Annotated in this window: 19 protein-coding genes; 5 read left to right on the top strand and 14 right to left on the bottom strand. The window is 64.5% G+C overall.

Features of this window, described 5'->3' with window-relative positions:
• Positions 1–2 precede the first annotated feature (2 nt).
• The 12 genes from AQ611_RS22780 to AQ611_RS22725 form a co-directional block, all read right to left on the bottom strand.
• Positions 3–1,184 (bottom strand): type III PLP-dependent enzyme domain-containing protein, encoded by a 1,182-nt coding sequence (locus tag AQ611_RS22780; protein ID WP_069236153.1) that lies wholly within the window; start codon positions 1,182–1,184, stop codon positions 3–5.
• Entirely contained in the window at positions 1,174–2,163 is a 990-nt protein-coding gene (locus AQ611_RS22775) for a beta-ketoacyl-[acyl-carrier-protein] synthase family protein (RefSeq protein WP_059518857.1), read from the bottom strand. Before AQ611_RS22775 ends, AQ611_RS22780 begins: the two co-directional genes overlap by 11 nt.
• A 2-nt stretch (positions 2,164–2,165) precedes the next feature.
• Positions 2,166–3,149 carry a ferritin-like domain-containing protein gene (locus AQ611_RS22770; protein WP_069236152.1) on the bottom strand — a complete coding sequence of 328 codons (984 nt, stop codon included), beginning with the start codon at positions 3,147–3,149 and terminating at the stop codon, positions 2,166–2,168.
• Position 3,150: 1 nt separating this feature from the next.
• Positions 3,151–3,795: a hypothetical protein gene (locus tag AQ611_RS22765; RefSeq protein ID WP_069236151.1), complete on the bottom strand. Its 645-nt coding sequence runs from the start codon at positions 3,793–3,795 to the stop codon at positions 3,151–3,153.
• A 1-nt stretch (position 3,796) separates the two neighbouring features.
• Positions 3,797–4,693, bottom strand: coding sequence for a hypothetical protein (locus AQ611_RS22760; RefSeq protein ID WP_083237515.1), 897 nt, complete (start codon positions 4,691–4,693; stop codon positions 3,797–3,799).
• 7 nt (positions 4,694–4,700) lie between these two features.
• Positions 4,701–4,955 carry an acyl carrier protein gene (locus AQ611_RS22755; protein ID WP_059518865.1) on the bottom strand — a complete coding sequence of 85 codons (255 nt, stop codon included), beginning with the start codon at positions 4,953–4,955 and terminating at the stop codon, positions 4,701–4,703.
• Between the two features lie 81 nt (positions 4,956–5,036).
• Entirely contained in the window at positions 5,037–6,125 is a 1,089-nt protein-coding gene (locus AQ611_RS22750) for a hypothetical protein (protein ID WP_069236150.1), read from the bottom strand.
• A gap of 13 nt (positions 6,126–6,138) precedes the next feature.
• A complete protein-coding gene (locus AQ611_RS22745; RefSeq protein ID WP_069236149.1) occupies positions 6,139–7,473 on the bottom strand; it encodes a hypothetical protein in 1,335 nt (444 codons plus the stop codon).
• A complete protein-coding gene (locus tag AQ611_RS22740) occupies positions 7,463–8,224 on the bottom strand; it encodes an outer membrane lipoprotein-sorting protein (RefSeq protein ID WP_069236148.1) in 762 nt (253 codons plus the stop codon). The genes AQ611_RS22745 and AQ611_RS22740 overlap by 11 nt, the downstream gene beginning before the upstream one ends.
• Entirely contained in the window at positions 8,221–9,438 is a 1,218-nt protein-coding gene (locus AQ611_RS22735; protein ID WP_069236147.1) for an ABC transporter permease, read from the bottom strand. Before AQ611_RS22735 ends, AQ611_RS22740 begins: the two co-directional genes overlap by 4 nt.
• Positions 9,410–10,147: an ABC transporter ATP-binding protein gene (locus AQ611_RS22730; protein ID WP_231936049.1), complete on the bottom strand. Its 738-nt coding sequence runs from the start codon at positions 10,145–10,147 to the stop codon at positions 9,410–9,412. The genes AQ611_RS22735 and AQ611_RS22730 overlap by 29 nt, the downstream gene beginning before the upstream one ends.
• A complete protein-coding gene (locus AQ611_RS22725; RefSeq protein ID WP_197517138.1) occupies positions 10,144–11,961 on the bottom strand; it encodes an AMP-binding protein in 1,818 nt (605 codons plus the stop codon). The genes AQ611_RS22730 and AQ611_RS22725 overlap by 4 nt, the downstream gene beginning before the upstream one ends.
• 400 nt (positions 11,962–12,361) lie before the next feature.
• Between AQ611_RS22725 and AQ611_RS22720 the strand changes: the two genes are divergently transcribed.
• The 5 genes from AQ611_RS22720 to AQ611_RS22700 all read left to right on the top strand — a co-directional run bounded on the left by AQ611_RS22720 (position 12,362) and on the right by AQ611_RS22700 (position 17,495).
• Positions 12,362–13,342 carry a fatty acid desaturase family protein gene (locus AQ611_RS22720; RefSeq protein ID WP_069236474.1) on the top strand — a complete coding sequence of 327 codons (981 nt, stop codon included), beginning with the start codon at positions 12,362–12,364 and terminating at the stop codon, positions 13,340–13,342.
• A gap of 67 nt (positions 13,343–13,409) precedes the next feature.
• Positions 13,410–14,252, top strand: coding sequence for a ferritin family protein (locus tag AQ611_RS22715; RefSeq protein ID WP_069236473.1), 843 nt, complete (start codon positions 13,410–13,412; stop codon positions 14,250–14,252).
• Positions 14,253–14,889: 637 nt separating this feature from the next.
• Positions 14,890–15,876, top strand: coding sequence for a LysR substrate-binding domain-containing protein (locus AQ611_RS22710; RefSeq protein ID WP_069236146.1), 987 nt, complete (start codon positions 14,890–14,892; stop codon positions 15,874–15,876).
• A gap of 64 nt (positions 15,877–15,940) precedes the next feature.
• Positions 15,941–16,141, top strand: a complete 201-nt coding sequence (locus tag AQ611_RS22705; protein ID WP_069236145.1) for a hypothetical protein — start codon at positions 15,941–15,943, stop codon at positions 16,139–16,141.
• Between the two features lie 754 nt (positions 16,142–16,895).
• Positions 16,896–17,495 carry a helix-turn-helix domain-containing protein gene (locus AQ611_RS22700; RefSeq protein WP_059518878.1) on the top strand — a complete coding sequence of 200 codons (600 nt, stop codon included), beginning with the start codon at positions 16,896–16,898 and terminating at the stop codon, positions 17,493–17,495.
• Here AQ611_RS22700 and AQ611_RS22695 read toward each other — a convergent pair.
• Both AQ611_RS22695 and queF read right to left on the bottom strand, forming a co-directional pair.
• Positions 17,485–18,441, bottom strand: coding sequence for a queuosine precursor transporter (locus tag AQ611_RS22695; RefSeq protein WP_231936046.1), 957 nt, complete (start codon positions 18,439–18,441; stop codon positions 17,485–17,487). The genes AQ611_RS22700 and AQ611_RS22695 overlap by 11 nt on opposite strands.
• A gap of 20 nt (positions 18,442–18,461) precedes the next feature.
• Positions 18,462–19,265 carry an NADPH-dependent 7-cyano-7-deazaguanine reductase QueF gene (gene queF / locus AQ611_RS22690; RefSeq protein ID WP_069236144.1) on the bottom strand — a complete coding sequence of 268 codons (804 nt, stop codon included), beginning with the start codon at positions 19,263–19,265 and terminating at the stop codon, positions 18,462–18,464.
• Positions 19,266–20,512 lie beyond the last annotated feature (1,247 nt).

The raw sequence follows: 20,512 nt of genomic DNA, 5'->3' as shown, positions 1-20,512 counted from the left end.
GGCTACGCGGGCCGGATATAGACATGGGCTGGTTCGTGCGACAGAAAATGCGACATCGAATAGGTGCGGTGATACGCGCCGCAGCGCGGGAACAGGGCGAGATCGCCTGGTTGCGGCGGCGGCGTGTGCGCGTCGGTGCGGCCGATCACGTCGGCGCGGCTGCATGTGCTGCCGACGAACACGGTGGGCACGTCGCGCGACGCGCCGGCCGGCTTGGCGCGCACGAGCCGGGGCGAGGCCAGGCGTCGCATCACGGTTTCGGTTTGCGCGAGCAGGAAGCTGTGCGACAGGCCGCCGTCGCAGACGGCGATCGTGCGCTCGGGCCAGTGCTTGACGGCGACGATCCGCGTGACGAACGTGCCCGCGTCGGTAAAGATCGCGCGGCCCGCCTCGTGCGCGAGCGCATGCGTGGCGGCAAGCGGCGCGAGTGCGGCGCGGTAGCGCTCGAACGCGGCGTCGGGGGCGGGGTCTTCCGCAAAGCCGCCGCCCAGGCTCAGCGACGTAAGCGGCGCGCCGTTTGCGCCCGCGAGGTCGCGCGCGAGCGACGCGAGCGCCTCGGGCAAGACGAGCGTGTCGGGGGCGGCCGGGTCCTGCCGAACGAACGAGTGCGGGCCGGAGAACACATGCAGCCCGGCCACTTGCAGGCCCGCCGCCGCGAGCGCGCGCACGGCCGCGTAGGCTTCGTTCGGCGTCATCCCGAAATGGTCGTGCCAGTGCGGCCGCGCATGCTCGCCGGCGAGCGCGCCCGCATTCAGCCTGAGCAGGATTTGGCCGGGGGCCGTGCCGGATGCCGCGGCGTGGCTCGCGAGCGGCACGAAGCGCGCGACCGCGTCCGGGTTGTCGAGCACGAAATGGCAACGCGACGCGAGGCCCGCGCGCATGAACGTTTCATCCATCGACGGATTGTTCAGATAGCGCGGCGTCTTGATCCGGCCGATCACGATATCGAGTTCGCCGCGGCTCGCGAGCTCCACGCCGTCCTCGTAGGCGTGCGCGCAGCGGGCCAGCATGTCCTGGTTCGGATTGGCCTTGAGCGACACGATGAGCCGTGTGCCGAGCCGCGCCTTCAGCGCCCGGTAGCGCTCGATTGCGATTTCCGGTTCGTACACGTAGCACGGCGTGCGCAAATCGGCGGCCCATGCATCATCGTCGGCGCGCGGCGGGCGCTCAAGTTCATGCGTCATGGCGGGTCACCGGATGGAGCGTGGCCGCCGCATACGCGCCGCAGTTCGACTGCATCACGCCGAGCACGCGCTGGCCTTTCGCGACGGCGTCGAGGCCGACGTCCGCGAGATTGATCGGAAAATCGGAACAGCATGCGTGGCCGCGCGCATGGATGTTCGCCTCGTAGAGCCGCTCCGGCGGCACGCGCATCGCGCGGCACAACGCTCGCCAGCCGGGCAGGTCCGCGTTGTGCGGCAGCACGAGCGCGTAATCGTCGAGCGGGTGCGGCTCGAGCGCGAGCGCCGCGTCGATCGCCTTGCGCGTATAGGGCCATTCCATCGCGATCAAGTCGGCTTCGTTCTCGGCGACCGTATCGGAGCCGCGATACCACTTCGCATGCGTCTCGATCGCGATTGCGCCGAGGCGGGTTGCCGTGCTGTTGCGCACGAGCAGCATCGCGGCCGCGCCGTCGCACTGAACGCCCGTCATCTGGCGCATGCGGAAATCCTCGCCGTACACGCGGTCGGACGACACGATCAGCGCCGCGTCGAGCTGCGCGTGGCGCCGCATCAGCGCGCGCACAGTTTCGATGCCCGCGGCGACCGACACGCAGTTCAATTGCGCGATAGAGCCGAGCCACAGCGGTTCGATTCCGCAATGCGCGGCGAGCTCGTGCGGCAGACTGCGCGGCGCGGGCGGCACGCTGAACGGCTGGGTATGCACGTGCACGATCGCGCCCACGTCGGCGGGGCTCACGCGCGCGACGTCGAGCAACCGGCCGGCCGCGGCGATTGCCAAGTCGGTCTCGCTCGTGTCGAGCGCCATGTGGAAATAGCGGCTGCCGGAGCGCGCGATCGCGGCCGCGCGCTGGGCGGGGTAGTCGCGCTCGGCGGCCCACGCCTCGATGTCGACGGGCGGGCCCGGCAATTCGTAGGCGGCTGCATCGATGCCGATCCAGAAATCTTCGCGGCCCGTGACGGGCGTCGGTGTCGTCGTCATGGTCAGTTGAGCGGCATGGCCGCGTAGTCGAGGACGTCGAGTTTTTCGAAGCTTGCCTGCACGGTGGGCGTCAGCAGGCCCATTTCGCGGATCGTCGGCACGAGCCGGCGGAAGATCGAGCGGCGGATCGAACTCGACACCGGCGATTCGCGCACCAGCGCGCCGCATTCGCGCTTGGACAGCCCCATCGGCTCCCAGATGTCGTCCGCGCACAGATGCTCGTACAGCACGGCCGCGCCTTCGCAGACGAATTCCTCGCGCTCGCGCAGCTCGCGCGCGTCCATGTCCGCATAGACGCGGCACAGCGTGATCCGGCCGACCGCGAAATGGCGCGATTCGTCGCGCTGGATGCGCGTGAACAAATCCTTGACGAACGGATCGCGGCTGTACGCGACGACGCTCTGGAAGATCGACAGCGCGATTCCCTCGACGAGCACCTGCATCCCGAGGTTGGTCATGTCGAGCGCGCTGCTCGTGATCGTGTCTTGCAAGAGCCCCTTGAGCGAGCGGCTCATCGGGTAGCGCACGTCGAGCTTTTCGTTGACGAGCTTCGCGTATGCCTCGACGTGGCGCGCCTCGTCCATCATCTGCGCGGCCGCGCAAAGGCGCGCGCTCAGGCCGTCCTCGGCCGATGCGAGCTTCGACGCGCAGATCAGCGCGGCCTGCTCGCCGTGCAGGATTTGCGACAGCAGCCAGCCCTGCGCGTGATGGCGCACTTCGCGCTTGTCCGTGTCGGACAGCTTGCTCCACAGTTCGGAGCCGTAGATCAGCAGCGTCGGGTCGGGCATGCCGAGCGGGTTCGCCGGGTCCAGCTCGTGGCGCCAATCGACGTCTGTCGCGACGTCCCACTGCGCCGCCTTGGCCTTTTCGTACAGGCGGTTCAGCGCGGCGTCGCGCAGCGCGTAATCGTTCGACATCAGCGCGTCGACGGGCATCGGCCAGCGGATGTCGGCGGTGTCGTGGGCAGCGGTCAGCATGTCGGTCATCTCATCTTCTCCCCGGCCGCGCGGCGGCGCCGGATTGGGCTGAATGGGAACAACGGCGGGAAACGGCGGACGCGGCCGGGTCCGCTTCGATGCGCACGCCATATGCGGGCCATGCGCGCCGCAGCAGCGCGTCGAGCGCGCCCGCCATGCGGGCAGGCCAGAGCGCGCAGCGCAGCGTGTTGCCGCCGGCGAAATCGAGATCGCGCGCGATCCGGTCGGCAAACCAGACGACGGGCGCACCGTCGGCGGCATCGCGCAGCGCCTCGTCGTACAAATCCACGCCGAGCAGCACGTGCGGCGCAAGCAACGCGGCCGGCAGCGGAGCGAAGTGCGGCGCGCACACTTCGAAGAAAAGCCGCGCGTCGGGATGCACGGCCGCGCGCACGCGCTGCGTCAGTTCGGCGAGAAACGCGTAGTACTGAATATGGTCGAGCAGCACGCGCCGGGCGTCGTCGCGACCTTGGCGAGGACCGTCGCGGCCGGGCGGCACGCCGCCCGTCGCGGCGGCGCCGGCGTCGGCCGCAAGCGTGGCGCGCGCGTAGTCGGCGGGCGTATCGAGCGGCATCCGGTACGCGTTCGCGGCGACGATCACCGGCTGCGACGCGTCGCGGACGATCCGATACGAAAAGTGCTCGGGCTTGGTCATGTCATCGCTCCACGTCGAGCACGAGCGTCGCGTGCGGCGCGAGCGCCAACTCGGCAATCGCGTAATAGCCGTTCAGCGCAAGCGAGCAGACAGCCGCGTGCCGGGGCGTATCGCCTTCGCGATGCGCGAGCAGCAGCGAGATCCACGGATCGCTGCCGAACGCGTGCCCGAACGCGGCGTGGCCGTCGGGCAGCAGCGGCGTCTTGCCGACCGATGCGAGCAGCGCGCGCCGCGACGTGGCCGGAAAGAACGGCAGTGCCGCGCGCGCGCCCGGGCGCTCGGCGCAGAAAGCGCGCAGGTCGCGCCCCAACTGCACGACCGCCGTCGCGGGCGCGGCGGCCTCGGTGCGCACCGATGGCCGCTCCTCGCGGCCGACGTCGACGAGCAGCGTGCACACGCCGAAGCCCGAGCGGCCCCAGGCCGGATTGCCGAGCCAGTATGTATAGCCGTGCACGTCGACGTCGACGATCTGCAGCAGCAGCGTGCGCGGCCCGGTGGTGGCGGCCTTCAGCAGCGTGCGGCGCAGCACGTAACCCCAGCCCGCGCATTCGTATGAGCAGGTCATCCAGTCGGGGCGGTATTCGTTCGCGCCGGCGAGCGCATCAGCGAATGCGCGATGCGGCGCCGAGCCGTTCATCAGCAGCATCGACAGGATCGTCGAGCTGAGCACGTAGTCGTCGGCGCACACCGAGCCGCACAGCCGTTCGCGCTCGGCCGCGACCAGCGCGCCGAGCGCGCGCGCCGTGTCGAGCGGATCGGCCACGGCGTCGCCGGGCGGCGCATCGACGCGCCGGTATGCGAGCGCGTGCAGCGTCAGGGCGCACGGCGCCGGGCTGGACTGCATCGAGGCGGGCGGCGCGGCCGGGGCCGCCGCCGATGCGGCTGTCGGGGCGAGCATCGCGGCGTCAGGCAGCGTGCTGCTGGTGGCGCAACTGCGTGTCGAGTTGCTGCAGCGTCGTGTACTGCGTGATGTTCAGCGCTTCCGGGTCGATCGATCCGTAAAGCTGCTCGCAGAATACGATCAGCTCGACGATGTTCAACGAATCGATGCCCAGCTCGCCAATGCCGGCGTGCGTATCGACGGTTTCGACGTTGAGAATCTTCGCGACTTCGCGCGCGAGGATGTCGAGGGCGTCGGCCGGAACGTTTTGGGTCGTCATGTTGAGGCTCCTTATATCGAGTCGTGGTTGCTTCGTGGTTGCGTCGTGGGAAACGGGTGAATCGGAATCGGGAACGGTCGGTCAACTGCCGGTTGCGCTGCGCACGCTCTTGCGAAGCTCGTGATAGCAGCGGTAGGAACTGCCTTCCATCTTCGTGAACGCGAGCAGATCGCGCTGATCGTCGAACGCCGCGACGGCGCCGTTGCGCACGAGCGCGCCCAGAAACTCGTTGGACAGCAGCTTGATCGCCAGCACGCGCTGCACCTTGCCGAAGCTGTAGTGCTCGAGATCCGTCTGGCTGCGCGCGGCCTCGGCGATGAAGCGATGCAGCGCGCGCGCGTCGGCGTCGAGCGACACGCGAGCGCTTCGTTCGAGCCAGCCGACGTGCGCCATCAGCGCGCGGACGAAATACGGGCGCACGACGGTCAGATATTTGTTGAACACGGTCGGCCCGCCGATGCGCAGCCGGTCGTCGGCGAACACGCGCACCGTGCCGCTCACGTTCGCGAGTTGCAGATGGCCGGCGAGAAACGGCGCGCCGAACGTCTGCCGGGCGAGCTTGCGGTATTCGTCCGGCCATACCAGATAGGCGGCCGGAAACATCACGCCGGGCAGCCGCGCGGCGATCACGGCCATGCAATCGCGCTGCGCCTCGATTCCCCAGACCTTGTCGACGCTCAGCGTGAGGCCGCTGGCATCGCTGCGCGCGAGCGTGCGCCATGCGGCGAGCGTCGGGCCGCCGCCGTCGCTCATCAGGAACGCGAACTGATGGCCCGAGTCGATGCAGTCGCACGCGCGGCGGTTTTGGTCTTCCGAGAAGAACAGCCCGAACATGATCCGGATGAACGCGCGCATGAACGGCTTGAAAAGCGCGTGCAACCCTTCGTGTTCGATTCGCTCGAGCAGTGCCTCGGTGAGCGGCGCCTCGTCGTGGCGAAGCGGCGTCGACGCGCCCGAATCCGGCAGCGCCTGGGCAAGCGCTGCATCGAGCGCGATCACCATCTCGCTGTCGAGCAGACGCACGGCGGCGGCTTCGATCAGCTCGACGGCTTGGCGGGGCGTATCGCCGAGCATGCCGAGATGGCGCAGCACCGGATAAGCGGCGCGTTCGGCCACGCGCGGCGCTGCCGTCGGCGTCGGGCGTGCGGGGGCGAGCGAAAGTGTGGACATGAGCGGTTTCCTGTCAGAAGCGCACGCGCAGGGCGGCGTCGATTTCGGTGCTAAGGCCGATTGCCCGGTATTCGGAGCCGGCGCCGGCGAATGCGTGGGTGACGGCGATGTCGACGCTCGTGCGCTTGCCGATGTCGGCGACGGCCTGCGCGATCGCGAGCAAGCCTTTGTCCTGCGGCGAGTAGACGCCGCGCACCGAGTACTCGACGCGCCCGATTTTCTTGCCGAGCCGCGCGAAAAAGTAGTCGCGCAGGCTGCCGTCGACGCTGACGTAGTTCGCCGTCGCGCCAAGCCCGGCCAGCGCCGCGCCTGGCGCGGCGGCCAGCCGCGCGTTGTTCGCGCGGATCGCGGCGGTGAGCTGGCGCCACTGGCTCGCGTCGAAGCGCGCCTCGTCGTGCGACCATTCGACGATCAGCGACAGATTGCCGGGCAGCGCGCTTTGCATGCCGAGCGCGCTGCGCCACATGTATTGGCGATCGTCGCGGCGATCGACGGCGTCGTATGCGTGTTGCGCATCGAACGGCGTGCCATGCGCGATGAACGCGGGCACCGGCCGAGTGGAGCCGCGCTCGACCCAGCCGCTCGCGTACACCGTGCTGGATGCGCCGACGTCGAACGACAGCGTCGCGCCCGCGCCGCCGCGGCCGGCATGGCGGCCGAGCAGCAGCGCGGCGCAACCGCCCGGCCACTGAGTCGCGCCGCGCAGGATCTGCGTCGCGCCGCCGACCTCGCGATTGTCGATGTCGCGCCTCAACGTGCGGTTCTGGCCGGCGATCAATTGCAGCGTCGCGCGCTCGCCGACCCATTTGGCCTCGACGAGCGGCGCGCCTTCCACATCGCCGTAGCGGTCGTAGATATCGGCCGTCGACGGGCGCTTCTGGAAGAAGCCAAGCGGAAAGAACGCCTGCGACGTGTCGAGCGTGTCGATCCGCTTGCCGGCCGTGACGGTGAAGCCGTCGTCGAACGCGTAGCGCACGCCGGCTTCGTTCAAGCGCGACGCCTGGGCGCCGAGCGAGTGGTCGCTCGCGACGGCGCGCGCGTTCACGAACAGGTTATCGCCGTCGATCCGCACGATCGCGCCGATTTCCTGATGCGCGCGCGGCTCGCTGCCGAGCAGGTTCGACAGCAGCGCGCGGCCGCCCGTAAAGTCGACCGAGCGGGCGTAGCCGATGCCGTTGAGGGTCGCGAGCTGATCCATCAGCGTGTCTGCTTGCGCGATGCCGCAGCGGCACGCAAGCGCAACTGGCAGCCAGAGCGCGGCGCAACGTCGCCACGGACGGCGTGTCGCGGCGACCGGCGGAGAGGATGAACGAGCGCGCTTCGCATCGCGGTTTGCCTCAATGGCCATCGGCGAGCGTGTCGGGATTGAACCAGCCCGACGGAATCCGGTGCGGCTCGCCGTCGAGGATATCGACGACGCTCGCGCGCTGCTTCTCGACTTCATTGCGGTACGTGATCTGGCGGATCACCTGGCGGCCGTTGACGACGACCGGCGCGGAAAAATCCGCGCTGCGAAACAGCAGTCCGCTCGCCAGGAAGAATTGCGCGCGCACGGGCGCGTCGGAATCCGCCGCGATCCACAGCTTGATCGTCGGATACACGTTGTCCGGATCGGTCGCGCTCAAGTCGAGTTCGGTGGCGCTCTTGCCGCCGATCGTCGTCGCGCCCGGCGCGGCCGTTGCGCGGTAGCTGTCGGCCCAGTGCGTGCGCGTGATGTCGCTGATCACGACTTCGCCTTGCAGCCGCTGCATGCCGTTGATGCGCACGGCGCTGCGAGTGTTCGGCACGTAGAACCAGTGTCCCAGCGTGGTCGCCAGATATTTCTGGCCGCTGTTTTCGCCGCTCTTCGTCAGTGCGAGCGTATCGCCGTTGCCGCGTGTGTAGACGAGATAGCGCGTCGCGTCGTTGGGCTGGCCGCTCACGAGATTGGTGATCCGGATCTGGGTTTGCGTATCGGACGAGGTGCTCCGGTACGCATCCGCGCGCGCCAGCAGCGCCTGGGCGCTGGGCGGCTCGGACGCGTGAGCGGCCGTGCTGACGGCGAGCGCGAAGGCAATGGCGAAGGCGGCCGGGCGCGGCGTAATACGGGGGTGGATCATGACGCGAGTCCTTCGAGGATGTTTCGCTTGGCGAGCCCGGCGGTGGCGAGGCCGGCGGCCGCGACGCCGAGCGCGATGAACGCGCCCTCGACGATCGCGAGCGCCGCCGGCGACACCGCGAATTCGAGCAGGATCGGCTTGACGCGGCCGGGAGGCGGCGGCAGATGGATGTGCGCGTGGTTCAGCGCGAGCATCGCGAGCAGCGCGGCCGCGATGCCGGTTGCCGCGCCGAGCAAGCCGAGCAGGGCGGTTTCGCGGATCAGCACGCCGCGCACGGTGCCGGTGGGCACGCCGAGTGCGCGCAGCGTCGAAATTTCACGGCGCCGCTCGACGATGCTCATCAAAATCCAGTTGCTCATCGACAGCAGAATCGTCACCGACAGAATCGCGCCGAATACGGAAAACTGATTGCGGTACAGCGAGACCACCTGGTGGTACAGCGATACGAGCTGATCCCAGGTGCGCACGTCGAGCGCGGGCAGCGCGCCGCGCAGCGCGGCCGCCACGGCGGGCGTCGCGCGGGTGCGATCGAGGAACACGGCCACGCGCGAGATCCGGTCGGTGCGCAGCAGCGCCTGCGCGGCCGGCAGCGTCACGTTGACGATCCGTTCGTCGACATCCTTGTTGCCGGTGCTCATCACGCCGACGATCTGCGCATCCGTCGCGTTGATGCCGCCGTGCGCGGTCGACGCCATCAGCTGCACGACCGAGCCGACGTGCACGCCGAGCTTGCGCGCCAACTCCGCGCCGACGACCAGTTCGGTGCCCGCGCCCGCGGGCGCGAGATAGCGGCCGGCTTGCACCGCGTGGTAATCGAAATAGCCCGGCGGCTCGCGCTGCGGCTCGACGCCGACGCCGACGAAGCCGTAGCTCAGATCGCCGTTCGAGATCAGGCCGTCGAAGTCGATTTCGCGGGCCGTGGTCGCCACGCCCGGCAGCGTGGCGAGCGCGCGCCGCGCGGCGGCCTGCTCGTCGGCGGTGAGCCCGTATTGCAGCGGCCGCTCGCCGATCAGATCGAGATAGCCGCGATGCATCACCTGCACGTGCCCGACGCCGCTGTCGATCGAGCCTTCGCGCACCGCGTCGAACGTCGCGATCACATAGCCGAGCGCGATGCTCGCCGCGAACGCGGCCACGCCGATCATCGCCATCGTCAGCACGGTGCGGCGCGAGTTGCGCCAGAGATTACGCCACGCAAACATCGACCAGTTCACGGTTTGCTCCCGGTACGCCGTCGCGCATCTCGATGCGTTGCGGCAGGCGCGCGCACAGACGTTCGTCGTGCGACGCGATCAGAAAGGCCGTGCCGAACGTGCGGTTGATCGTCAGCACGAGTTCGGCCACGGCATGGGCGTTCGCGCTGTCGAGGCTCGCGGTGGGCTCGTCGGCGATCACGATCGCCGGCTCCTTCACGAGCGCGCGCGCAAGCGCGACGCGCTGCTGCTCGCCGCCCGACAATTCGGTTGGCCGGTGCCGCTCGCGCGCCGCCAGGCCGAGTGCGTCGAGCATCGCGCGCGCGCGGTCGCGGCGCGTGCGCGGCGTGCCTTGCGCGAAGCAGCCAAGTTCGACGTTCTCGATGGCCGACAGCACGGGAATCAGGTTGAAATGCTGGAACACGAAACCGATCCGCTCGCGGCGCACGGCTTCGAGCGTGGCCGGCGCATCGTCGATCTGCCGGCCTTCGAGCCAGCGCGTGCCGGACGTCGGCGCGTCGAGAAAGCCTGCGAGATTGAGCAGCGTGCTTTTGCCGCTGCCCGACGGGCCGACCAGCGCGACGACGTCGCCGCGCCCGATCGACAGCGTCGCACTGCGCACGGCGACCACGCGCGCCGCGCCCGCGTATTCGCGCGACACGCCGCGCAGCTCGAGCACGGGAGCCGCGCCCGCCGCCGCTTGGGGCATGCTCAGGCCGGGCTGCGTCATGCGAGCGCTCCGCGCATCGGTTCGCGTTCGGCCGTGGGCGGCGCAAAGCGCGGATCGGCAGTGGCGGCGGAGATGCCCGTCGTCGGCAGCGCGCCCGCGACGTATAAGTCGCGGCACTTCAGCCGTTGCAGCTTGCCGCTCGTCGTGCGCGGCAGCGAGCCGGGCTCGACGAAGCACAGATCCTGAGCGGCAAAGCCGATTCGCGCCGCGAGCAGCTGCTGGCATGCAAGCCGGGTGTCGAGCGTTGCATCGGCCGGCCGCGCCTCGACGACGACGACCACGCGCTCGGTGCCCGTCACGGCGTCCGCCACGCCGAACGCAATGCAGGTGCTTTTGCGCAGTGCCGGATGCACGAGAATCGCGTCCTCGATCTCGTGCGGAAAATAGTTGCTGCCGCGCACGATGATGATTTCCTTCTTGCGGCCGAGGATATGGAGCTGGCCGTCCGACACGTAGCCGACGTCTCCCGTCGCAAACCAGCCGTCCGCGGTGAGCGGCGCGTCGATCGTCCCGTCGTCCGGCTTCAGATAGCCGAGCATCAGCGACGTGCCGCGAATCGCCACTTCGCCGATGCCGCGCTCGGGGCGCGGTGCGCCGTCGGGGCCGACGATGCGTATGGCCATGCCGTCGATCGGCGTGCCCATCGCCAGCACCGTTTCGTGGTCCGCGAGCACGCGTTGAGCCTCGTCGTCACCGGCGTCGATTTCGACGCGCCGCGCGATTTGCCGCTCGAGCATCGCGCGCTTGTCGATCGAATCGGCGATCACGTAGGGCGCGCCGTCGATGCGCGACTCATGCCACGCGCGGTGCATCGAAACCGCGAGCGTCGATTCGGCCATGCCGTAGCAAGGCTGCAGCGTGGACGCGTCGAGGCCGTACTGCGCGAACGTCGCGGCGAAGTCGCGCAGCGTCGAGTGATCGACGCGTTCGCCGCCGATGAAGATATTGCGGCACGCCGACAGATCCACGTCTTGCATCGCGGTCTCGTTGAAGCGCCGCACGCAATAGCGCAGCGCGAAGGTCGGCGCCGACGTGGTGGTCGCGCGCGCCGCGGCGATTCTCTTCAGCCAGCCGAGCGGATTGCGGATGAAGCTGTTGGGCTGCATCATGACGAGCGGCGCGCGGTAATGCATGTTCGACAGCAGCGTCAGCAGCCCCATGTCGTGATAGAGCGGCAGCCACGACACGGTGCCGTCGCCGCGCTCGATGTCGAAACGCACCGAGCCACCGATGCCCAGTACGTTCGAGATCACGTTCTCGTGGCTCAGCACCGCGGCTTTCGGATACGACGTCGAGCCGGACGTGAGCTGGATATGATGCGGATCGCGGCCGGCCTTCGCGCTGATCGGCGCATGCGCGCCCGAGGCAGCGGCGGCCTCCAGTGTCGCGGGGTCGATGACGCGCGTGCGCGTCGCGGCGAACGCGCCTTCGCGCCACGCGGGCGCGGTGGCGTCGGCGGCGATCACGAGGCGGGGGCGGTACAGCTCGCACGCGACGTCGACCACCTGGCGCGACGCCGTCGCGCGCTTCGTTGCCGGCGGCACCGTGCACGGCAGCGCGCCCGTCATCACGCACGCCATCATCGCGACCGCATGCCCGATGGACGCGGGCAGCGCAAGCAGCACGATATCGTTGTCGCGCACGCCCAGCTCGTGCAATGCGCATGCATGGCGGCACACCTGTTGCGCAAATTGCCGGTAGGTAATCGACGCATCGTTGCCCAATTCGTCGACGAACGTCATCTGGTGCTGCGCGCCACGCACGTTCTCGAGCGCTTCGATCAGGCGATGAATGGTGGATGCGCACTTCGTCACGAGGAATCCCCCTTGATGAATACGTCGGCAATACGCTGGCACCGGCGGCGCGGTGTGGCGAATGACGGGCATTCTTGTCAAATCTCGGGCACGCGACAAACGCAATCTTTGCAATCAATGCATGAGTTGAGCGCATCCACGCGGGATGACGGTGCGCTTACGTGAACGGACGGCGTGCGCATCATGCATGGGCGTCATGCAATGCGTTCGGAAAATTCGTTTGTACGGCCGGGCGACTCCCAGAACAATGCACCCCGACACGCGGCCGCATCCGGGCGTCGACACATCGTGCCGTGTCGTGCGCGAGCCGCCGTATCAAATGCGCCAGACCTGTCTGGTCAAGGAGATCGCTTTGTCCGTCACGTCATCGCTTGCCGCTCGACTCAAATCGTCCGTCGACTTGAAGAGTCGGCCGAGCGGCATTGCCTTTGGGCTCAAGCTTGCCGTTTATGCCACGTTGATCGTGCATGGCGCGATGTTCGCGCTGTCGCCGCATGTCGTGCTGAAGGTGCTTGGCGTCGTCCTGCTCGGTGTGATGTTTGCGCATGGCGTTGAGCTTCAGCATCAGGCGTTGCATTATCAAGGCTTCCGAAACAAACGCTTCAATATCGTGTCTGGCGTGCTGCTCGGGCTGCCGATGCTGGTTTCGTTTCACGCGTATCAGGACAGCCATCTGCGCCACCATCGTCTGCTCGGCACCCCCGACAATAAAGAATTCTTCGATTACGGCGATCAGTACGGCGCGAGTCCGGTCGTATCGGCGGGGCGGTGGTTGTGGCGGCTGTCGATGGCCGCGCATTATCTGCAGTTCGTCAAGCAGATCGTCAAGCTGTTCGGGCCGGGCGCGCGCTTCAACGACAATCCACTGGTGTCGCGCGCGATTCGTCGGGATTACCTATTGATGGCAGCCGCGATTGCCATATTGGCCGGCGTGTCGATCGCGTTACACGATGCGTTCGTCGTCTGGGCATGGCTCGTGCCGCTCGTGTTCGTTGCGGCGCCCGTGCATGCGTTGATCGAGATGCCCGAGCACTACCGCTGCGATCTGACCAGCACCGATGCTTTCGTCAACACCCGCACCATCGTCAGCAACGCATTCATGACGTGGTTGACGAACGGCAACAACTATCATGTCGAGCATCACCTGATGCCGAATCTGCCGATCGAGCGTCTGCACGATCTGCATGGCGCGATCGCGCCGCATATTCGTCACTATCACGCGACTTACCGCGAGTTTTACCGTGCGCTGCTGCGCGGCACGCTCGCGCCGCGCGTGATCGACGATATGCCCGACAACGCGCACGGCAGCGCGGACAGTGAGGCACACGACGCCCCGGCCGCGGACGGCGCGGCTGCGCCCGCCGCCGCACAGTCGGCATGACTGAGCGATGCCGGCGCGGCGTGGTGCGCGCGCCGCTTATCCATTCCACTCTACGAAGCGCGCGATGATGCTTTATCCGGAGCTTTACAAGTCGCTCGAAGCGGTCCGCTGGGACATGGAGAAGGACATTCCGTGGGATCAGTTCGACGCGTCGCTATTGACCGACGAGCAGGCGGAGACGATCAAGATGAACGCGATCACGGAGTGGTCGGCACTGCCCGCGACGGAGATGTTCCTGCGCGACAACCACCACGACAGTGATTTTTCGGCGTTCATGAGCGTGTGGTTCTTCGAGGAGCAGAAGCATTCGCTGGTGCTGATGGAGTATCTGCGGCGCTTTCGCCCGGAGCTGATGCCGACGGAGGAGGAGCTGCACGCGGTGCGTTTCGAATTCGATCCGGCGCCGCCGCTGGAGACGCTGATGCTGCATTTTTGCGGCGAGATCCGGCTGAATCACTGGTATCGGCGGGCGGCGGAGTGGCACACGGAGCCGGTGATCAAGCACATCTACGAGACGATTTCGCGCGACGAGGCGCGCCACGGGGGCGCGTATCTTCGTTACATGAAGAAGGCGATGAACAACTGCGGGGACGTGGCGCGCGCGGCGTTCGCGAAGATCGGGGTGCTGATGGCGTCGGCGCGGCGCACGGAAAAGCCGCTGCACCCGACGAACCTGCACGTGAACCAGGCGCTGTTTCCGCGCGACACGGTGCAGTCGCGGCTGCCGGACCCGGAATGGCTGGAGCGTTGGCTCGACGAGCAGATCCGTTTCGACGGCGAGTGGGAGAAGAAGGTGGTCGAACGGATTTTGCACAATCTGTCGGTGCTGTTCGAGCGCACGTTCGCGACCACGCAGGAGCTTAACCGCTATCGTAAGGAAGTGAGCGCGCGCATGTCGGACATGGCGTGACGGCTTTGCGACGCCCCGGCGCGGCGTAAATTACGGGAAAATTAAAAAAAGGCCGAATAATCATTCGGTTTGAATGAGGCTGTCTAATTATATGTTTTAGCACCGAATTTATTGAATGAGCATATGCGAGATGCCAATGCCCAATGTGAAAAATGGCGGAGATATGGTGAAAATGAAGCGAGCGTTTAATATTATCGTATTTGAAATAAATTTGTTTGAATTTTGTATGGTTTATTAGTTTAGTTGGAGTTGTTGGATAGTTTAGTCGGTTAAGTGTGTGTTGATTTTGTCAATTAAGAAATTCTCGCCCATTCCATTCTCACTATTTGGAAACCAAAACATAACGAGGAGGAACCAGTTCCATCGCGCTGCCGCGTACATTCGCTATTGTCGATCGGTTAATCATTTGAGTAAAATTCCTTCAAAATGTAAATGATATGATTTAATGGAATTCGAGGCGTGATATTGCGTTGTTTGTCAATAGATTAAATTGTTAATCTCAATCGCCGCGATTGAAATTGAGAATGATTCGATGAATTGAATAGATGTAGGATCGCACTTGTTAGAAATTGAATGAGGTCATCGCGACAGACAGACTCCGCCATCGAAATAAACGGGGAAATTGCGAGGTAGTCGGATGAGAAGTTCCAAGCGTTTGAAAAACATGCCTTCGCTGGATTTTTTGCGGGGATTTGAGTGTGCCGCCCGGCATCTCAGTTTCACGAGAGCGGGCCAGGAACTGAACATCACGCAGTCGGCGGTGAGCCGGCAAGTAAAAGCGCTCGAGGAACAACTCAGCATCGAACTGTTTCATCGCCATATCCGCGCGCTGACTTTGACGGACAAGGGACGGGCGCTTTACGACGCGATCTCGATCGCGCTGTCGGACATCGAATCGACGATTGGCGAACTGTCCGCGTGTGTCGGGCAGCGCTCGATTTCTCTGTCGACCACCGTATCGTTTGCCGCACTCTGGCTGATTCCTCGGCTTGGGTCGTTTCGCATGCTTCATCCGGATATCGACGTTCGCGTCTCCGCAACCAGCGAAATCGAAGATCTGAAGCGCAAACGTTTGCATCTGGCGGTTCGCTACGCGGGTGCGCAAACTTCGACATCCGATGCGCGTGTGCTGTTTCGCGAGTCGGTGGTGGCGGTCGGCAGTCCGAGCTTGATCGCGGGGTACGGCGAATTGCGCACGCCAGCTGACCTGAGCCGGCACGTGCTGCTGCATATCGACGATGCGCGCGGCGAACGGCCTTGGTATACGTGGAACCATCTGCTGAAGGAGCTTGGCGTGCCGCGCCTGCGCCCGGCCGGGGCGCTGTATTTCAGCCAGTACGATCAACTTGTTCAAGCCGCCGTCGACGGACATGGCATCGCGATCGGCCGACGCCCGCTTATCGACGGATTACTGCGGCAGGGGCGCCTTGTCGAACTGTTTCCGGATTGCACCGTCGATTCCGGCAGCTACGTGCTGATCGAAAACGGCGATACCTGCAATGAATCGGATGTTGCCGTGCTGACCGGCTGGCTGCTGCAGGAGGCGGGCCGTCCTGCACCGCTGCGTGTCGTGGCGCAGGACGACGTCCAGCCGTTCGAGCCGCGTTTGCACAGCGTCGGCTAATTGCGGTTTCGCCGCGTCGGCGATGGCCGAGCCGCCGGCTTCCCGCTCATTGGCATGCAGCGGGATGAACGAATTGCGCCGCCATGCCTCGCCCACGCTTTTCGACGCGCTCCTGCGCGCATCGTTGTACGGCTTTCACTCATGCATTGCGGCGTTTCTGCATGCGGCGCGGTTTGCCTTCTTGCACGAACCCGTGCGTCCAAGCATCGATGCTGCCGTCGAATGCCCGGGCGATGCACCGGATCATGCCGCAGTAACGGCGTAGCTTGAGCGCGGCGTTTGCGTTTGGCGCGAACTGCCACGGCTTGCGATCGTCAGCGGCCGCTGATGGGCTATCCGAATACCCGGTTCACTATCCCTCATGCATCGTGTCGCGCGAGGTCGATCGACGGTGCTCGACTCGCAACCGGAACACGGCGCGTGCAGAACGACCGTGCTTTACGCCAAGATCACGACGAATCCGTCGTCAGCGCAGTATCGCCGGCAGGGTGAGGCTCACTGTCGGCCGTGGGCAACCTTCCAAGTTCCACGGTTTGATTTATCGGCAATCGGCAATCGATGCGTCGAGGTCTGTATTTTTTGCGCTGCCGCACGCAGTGTTGAAGCGCTTGCATTGTTGTTGATAATGTGCTCAACCTGAGCTGCCGCTCAATTTTATCGAGGTCCGGCCAACGCTGGCTTTCGATACATTCGGCTGATGCCCATCCTCGTCCCCGCGGTTGCCGGCCACGCCATCCTGCTGCCGCTGAAATCGGGGTTGCATCGTCAATCGAACCGGCGCGCCGGTTCCGGACAGCCCTGTTCGGCCGTGCAGCAGCAACAAAGGTTTCACGCGCATGGACGATTTGATAGGGTACGATCACACCTTTGGCCGCCATAATGCGGACGGGTGTTCAGCCTATCTCTAAAATATCGGCAGTGCCCGATTGATAGGGGGCGTGAACTGGAATGTCGTTTGATATACGCAGCAGGGGTGGCCCGCATAAGGGCAGGAATCGCCAAGGGGGCGAATACGCAATATGGAAACGAGCCAACGGCTGGTTCTGATGGTCGCGAGAATCCGCGCGCTGATGCATCAACAAGGTCTCACCGATGCCGATTTGGCCCGTAGAACCGGAATTTCGCCCGCGACTTTGAGCCGGGTGCTGTCGATGACGACGGAAGATCCGCGCATCGGCACTATCCTGGCGATTGCCGATGCGCTTGGATCGACCGTGGGATATCTGCTTCATAGCGAGCGCGTTTATCCCATTCCGTTGCTCGAATGGGGCGAGGTGCTTGATTTCTCGCGCAATCATGCCGTCCGCCAAACACGGTCCGTCAACGTGGACACGCCGCGCCGCTCGGGCACGTTTGCGGTGCGCACGAAGCCGTCGATGGCGCCGCGATTTCGCGTCGGCTCGATCGTGATCGTGGAGCCCGAAACGACGTTTCGCGACGCGCAAGTCGTTGTCGCCGCGCTCAACGGCCGTGAGCCGACGCTATATCGCGTGATCACGGATGGCGACGCCGTCTGGCTCAAGGACATCACCGCTTCGCACCCGGAAACGGTCAACGCGTTCGGTCACGGCGTGGCGGTGCTGGGCGTCGTGACGGAATCACGCCTGCTCAATCCTTGAACGAAAACGGATTGAAGCTGGTGTGATAGTCGTAGTAATCGATCTGGTCCATTTGCTTGAGCCGTTTCGACACGGTGATCACGGCGGGCAACAACAATAGTTCGTAAGCCAGTTTGACCGCGACTTGCACGCCGATCATCGTGAATACGACCTGTTCCGGCAGCCGGCCCCAAAACAGAATCGTGCAGAACAACGTGCTGTCGATCACGATCGCAACGCCGGTGCTGGAAACGATGCGCGCCCACAGATAGCGGCCGGCGCTCGCGATCTTGAGCTTGGCGAGAAACGTGGTATTGATGAACTCGCCGCAGAAATACGCGACGGTCGATGCGACGAAGGTTCGCGCGAACTCGAGCGCGAGCGCCGGATAGGCGGCGGCGAGCGTCGGGTTCTGTTCCTCCCAGCTTGGCAGGCCCGGCGGCAGCGACAGCAGCCAGGTGCCGATGACGAACATCAGGTTCACGGCGAGGCCGCCCCAGATCACCATGCGGCTGACGCGATACCCATACACCTCGGTGATGATCGTGCTGAATGCGTAAGTCATCGGAAACGCGATCAACGCGGCCGGAATCCCGAAGCTGATCGGATTGAGCACCGGCTGCAGATCGAGTTTGATCTCGATCACGCGTGCGCCCGTCACGTTGGACAACATCAGGAAGCCTACATAAACGAGCGCGAGCAGCAGGACGGCGGGTGTCAGTTGATGTTTGCGCGTCGGAAAATACGACAGCGGGACCAGCCGGTCGGTATACATGGCCGCATTGAGAAAGCCGATATGCGCGACATCCTCACGTGAGAATTTATCGAGCCACATTTTCTTGTTCAGCTCGCGCGGCGACATCTTGAAGGTGGCGCCGGAATCGCGCACCCGCACCAGCACCTGCAACTCGCCGTTGTCGAATGATGGTTCGATGACGGCTTCGATTTCGTGAGAAGCGGTTTCCATGGTCGGCTTGCGGTGCAGGGTCATTGTCGAACCAGTCGCGTGTTCGGGGCTTCGTTCAGAGGGGCGCTGCTGCGTATCGGATTGATATCGATACCGCCCCGGCGGGTGTAGCGCGCGCTCACGGTCAGCCGCGTGGGTGCGCATCGATCCTGAATGTCCTTGAAGATCCGCTCGACGCATTGCTCGTGAAATTCCTCATGGTTGCGGAACGATACGATGTATTTGAGCAGCGCCGCGCGATCGATGCGCCGGCCTTCGTAGGCAATCGACACGGTGCCCCAGTCGGGTTGCCCGGTGACGAGGCAGTTGGATTTCAAGAGATTGGAGTAAAGCGTCTCGCTGACAGGTTCGTCGTGCACGAACAGAAGCTGCGGGTCGACATGGTACTGATCGATCGCGATGTCCTGCTCGTCGATCGACGTGCCGGGCGGCGCGTCGATTCGCAGCGCCGTTGCATACTCGAGCGGTTCGAGCGTGACGGAAACGGGCGCGCCGGCGCAGCGCGACAGATCGCGGGAGGCGATCTGCTCGACCTCGGCACGGTCCGTGAACGGCGTGTTGTTGAAGGTGTTGAAATACAGCTTCATCGACTTGGATTCGATGACGTTCGGCGACGTGCAAGGCACGATGACCGTCGCGATTGCCACGCGGGGCAGGCCGCGTGGCGTAAGCCAGGACACCTCGTAATGGTTCCAGACGTCGAAGCCGAAAAACGGCAATGGGCCGGTAATGCCGATTTCTTCGCGCTTCACGGCGCGCGCAATGGCGAAGAGCCTCTCGGCGTTATAAGTGGACTCGTATTTGGATGGCTGGCCAAGCTCCATGGCATCTCGGTTCGGTGGGTGGTCTAAGCCGAAGAAGCGCATGCCTTCGGTATTTTGATTCGTAACGCAACGGAAACAATTCTTCGTGCGCGTCACGGTTATGCCTGACTGTTTTTATGGGCGATCAATAATACCGCATGCGGTGCGCTTGCAGAACTGGAATATACCGGCTTGCTAATACGGGGCGTTGCGCCGGCTGCGAAATCGCCAACGCCGCCGCAAGCGTGTGGAACCGGCATGCGCGCATTTGAGGTGTGAATGCATGAATGCCTTGCGCAGCGTCTTATTATATAAAATAGGGAAATAATAGGGGCAGTTGGGCTCGTATTCGATGCTACACGTGCGGCTAGCCGCTCGGCCGGTTTGGCTTTTTTGCTATCCGCGGCAGGCGTCAGACTTGGCGTCACCGCCGCCAGACTGGGGAAGGGCTCTACCCTGTCAGAATTACCAGTTTTGGTGGATTGTTAATTCCGACATATTATCTTCCTTGGGATAGGTATTGCATATTTGCAACGTTCGCCGATACACGGCATGATTGTTCATCGCTGCTTGTCCCATTGATGGGCTGCCGCCGAAATGGGTCGCCAAATTGCCTATCACTGCTCTTGCGTGCGGGTGAGCGACGGTTTTGGCAGCACAAACGACAAGCCAGGAAATGGAATCCCGCGAGTGTTTGACGCAGGCGTTCATGATGGTGCCACTGAAAACGTCTGAGGTTAAACATGACCGAAAGAATGCGTGAAAAGCGTGTCATCGATTGTTTTCCGTGTAGTTCGATTCGAACACCGGCGAAATGCGAATCGGCCGACATTGGCCGCCACTGTGGATTACCAGCCGGAACCGTGTCAGGTTTGGGGCCGCTGAACAGTGCGACGGTAGTGCGGCGTGACGTATCGCTACGAACATTCCAGTGCAATCCGTAGGAGTGGCCGCCTGAATCATGTACCGCTTTCAGGTTCGGACGCCTACTTTGCCCCGGGTGCCTTAGGCGCGGTCGGCATGACCGTGTCCCATCTGCTTCGGGTGGCCTGTAGGACCAGCAGATGGTTTTGGCGATTGTTATCTGACAATCGCCTTTTTTTTACGCATTTTCAGGTAACGGAGCCGAGAATTTCTCCGGTACTCGATGATTCGGTTGTGGGGCCAGCGGCCAGCCTGCTTGATTGCGCCTGGCTGGTTTCAGCGAAATATTCCGATGCTTTTTTGAATCCCGTTTTGTCGGTGCGAACTTATGCCGATCATCTTGC

This window comes from Burkholderia singularis, from assembly GCF_001718875.1.
GTDB lineage: Bacteria > Pseudomonadota > Gammaproteobacteria > Burkholderiales > Burkholderiaceae > Burkholderia > Burkholderia singularis.
The sequence above is the reverse complement of the archived record's forward strand: the minus strand, read 5'-3'. Positions and strand labels throughout refer to the sequence as shown.

What these genes read in the sequence shown, in the direction of transcription:
- AQ611_RS22780 (WP_069236153.1), bottom strand. Translation starts at nt 1,184, where the DNA reads ATGACGCATGAACTTGAGCGCCCGCCGCGCGCCGACGATGATGCATGG.
- AQ611_RS22775 (WP_059518857.1), bottom strand. Translation starts at nt 2,163, where the DNA reads ATGACGACGACACCGACGCCCGTCACGGGCCGCGAAGATTTCTGGATC.
- AQ611_RS22770 (WP_069236152.1), bottom strand. Translation starts at nt 3,149, where the DNA reads ATGACCGACATGCTGACCGCTGCCCACGACACCGCCGACATCCGCTGG.
- AQ611_RS22765 (WP_069236151.1), bottom strand. Translation starts at nt 3,795, where the DNA reads ATGACCAAGCCCGAGCACTTTTCGTATCGGATCGTCCGCGACGCGTCG.
- AQ611_RS22760 (WP_083237515.1), bottom strand. Translation starts at nt 4,693, where the DNA reads ATGCTCGCCCCGACAGCCGCATCGGCGGCGGCCCCGGCCGCGCCGCCC.
- AQ611_RS22755 (WP_059518865.1), bottom strand. Translation starts at nt 4,955, where the DNA reads ATGACGACCCAAAACGTTCCGGCCGACGCCCTCGACATCCTCGCGCGC.
- AQ611_RS22750 (WP_069236150.1), bottom strand. Translation starts at nt 6,125, where the DNA reads ATGTCCACACTTTCGCTCGCCCCCGCACGCCCGACGCCGACGGCAGCG.
- AQ611_RS22745 (WP_069236149.1), bottom strand. Translation starts at nt 7,473, where the DNA reads ATGGCCATTGAGGCAAACCGCGATGCGAAGCGCGCTCGTTCATCCTCT.
- AQ611_RS22740 (WP_069236148.1), bottom strand. Translation starts at nt 8,224, where the DNA reads ATGATCCACCCCCGTATTACGCCGCGCCCGGCCGCCTTCGCCATTGCC.
- AQ611_RS22730 (WP_231936049.1), bottom strand. Translation starts at nt 10,147, where the DNA reads ATGACGCAGCCCGGCCTGAGCATGCCCCAAGCGGCGGCGGGCGCGGCT.
- AQ611_RS22715 (WP_069236473.1), top strand. Translation starts at nt 13,410, where the DNA reads ATGCTTTATCCGGAGCTTTACAAGTCGCTCGAAGCGGTCCGCTGGGAC.
- AQ611_RS22710 (WP_069236146.1), top strand. Translation starts at nt 14,890, where the DNA reads ATGAGAAGTTCCAAGCGTTTGAAAAACATGCCTTCGCTGGATTTTTTG.
- AQ611_RS22705 (WP_069236145.1), top strand. Translation starts at nt 15,941, where the DNA reads ATGAACGAATTGCGCCGCCATGCCTCGCCCACGCTTTTCGACGCGCTC.
- AQ611_RS22700 (WP_059518878.1), top strand. Translation starts at nt 16,896, where the DNA reads ATGGAAACGAGCCAACGGCTGGTTCTGATGGTCGCGAGAATCCGCGCG.
- AQ611_RS22695 (WP_231936046.1), bottom strand. Translation starts at nt 18,441, where the DNA reads ATGGAAACCGCTTCTCACGAAATCGAAGCCGTCATCGAACCATCATTC.
- queF (WP_069236144.1), bottom strand. Translation starts at nt 19,265, where the DNA reads ATGGAGCTTGGCCAGCCATCCAAATACGAGTCCACTTATAACGCCGAG.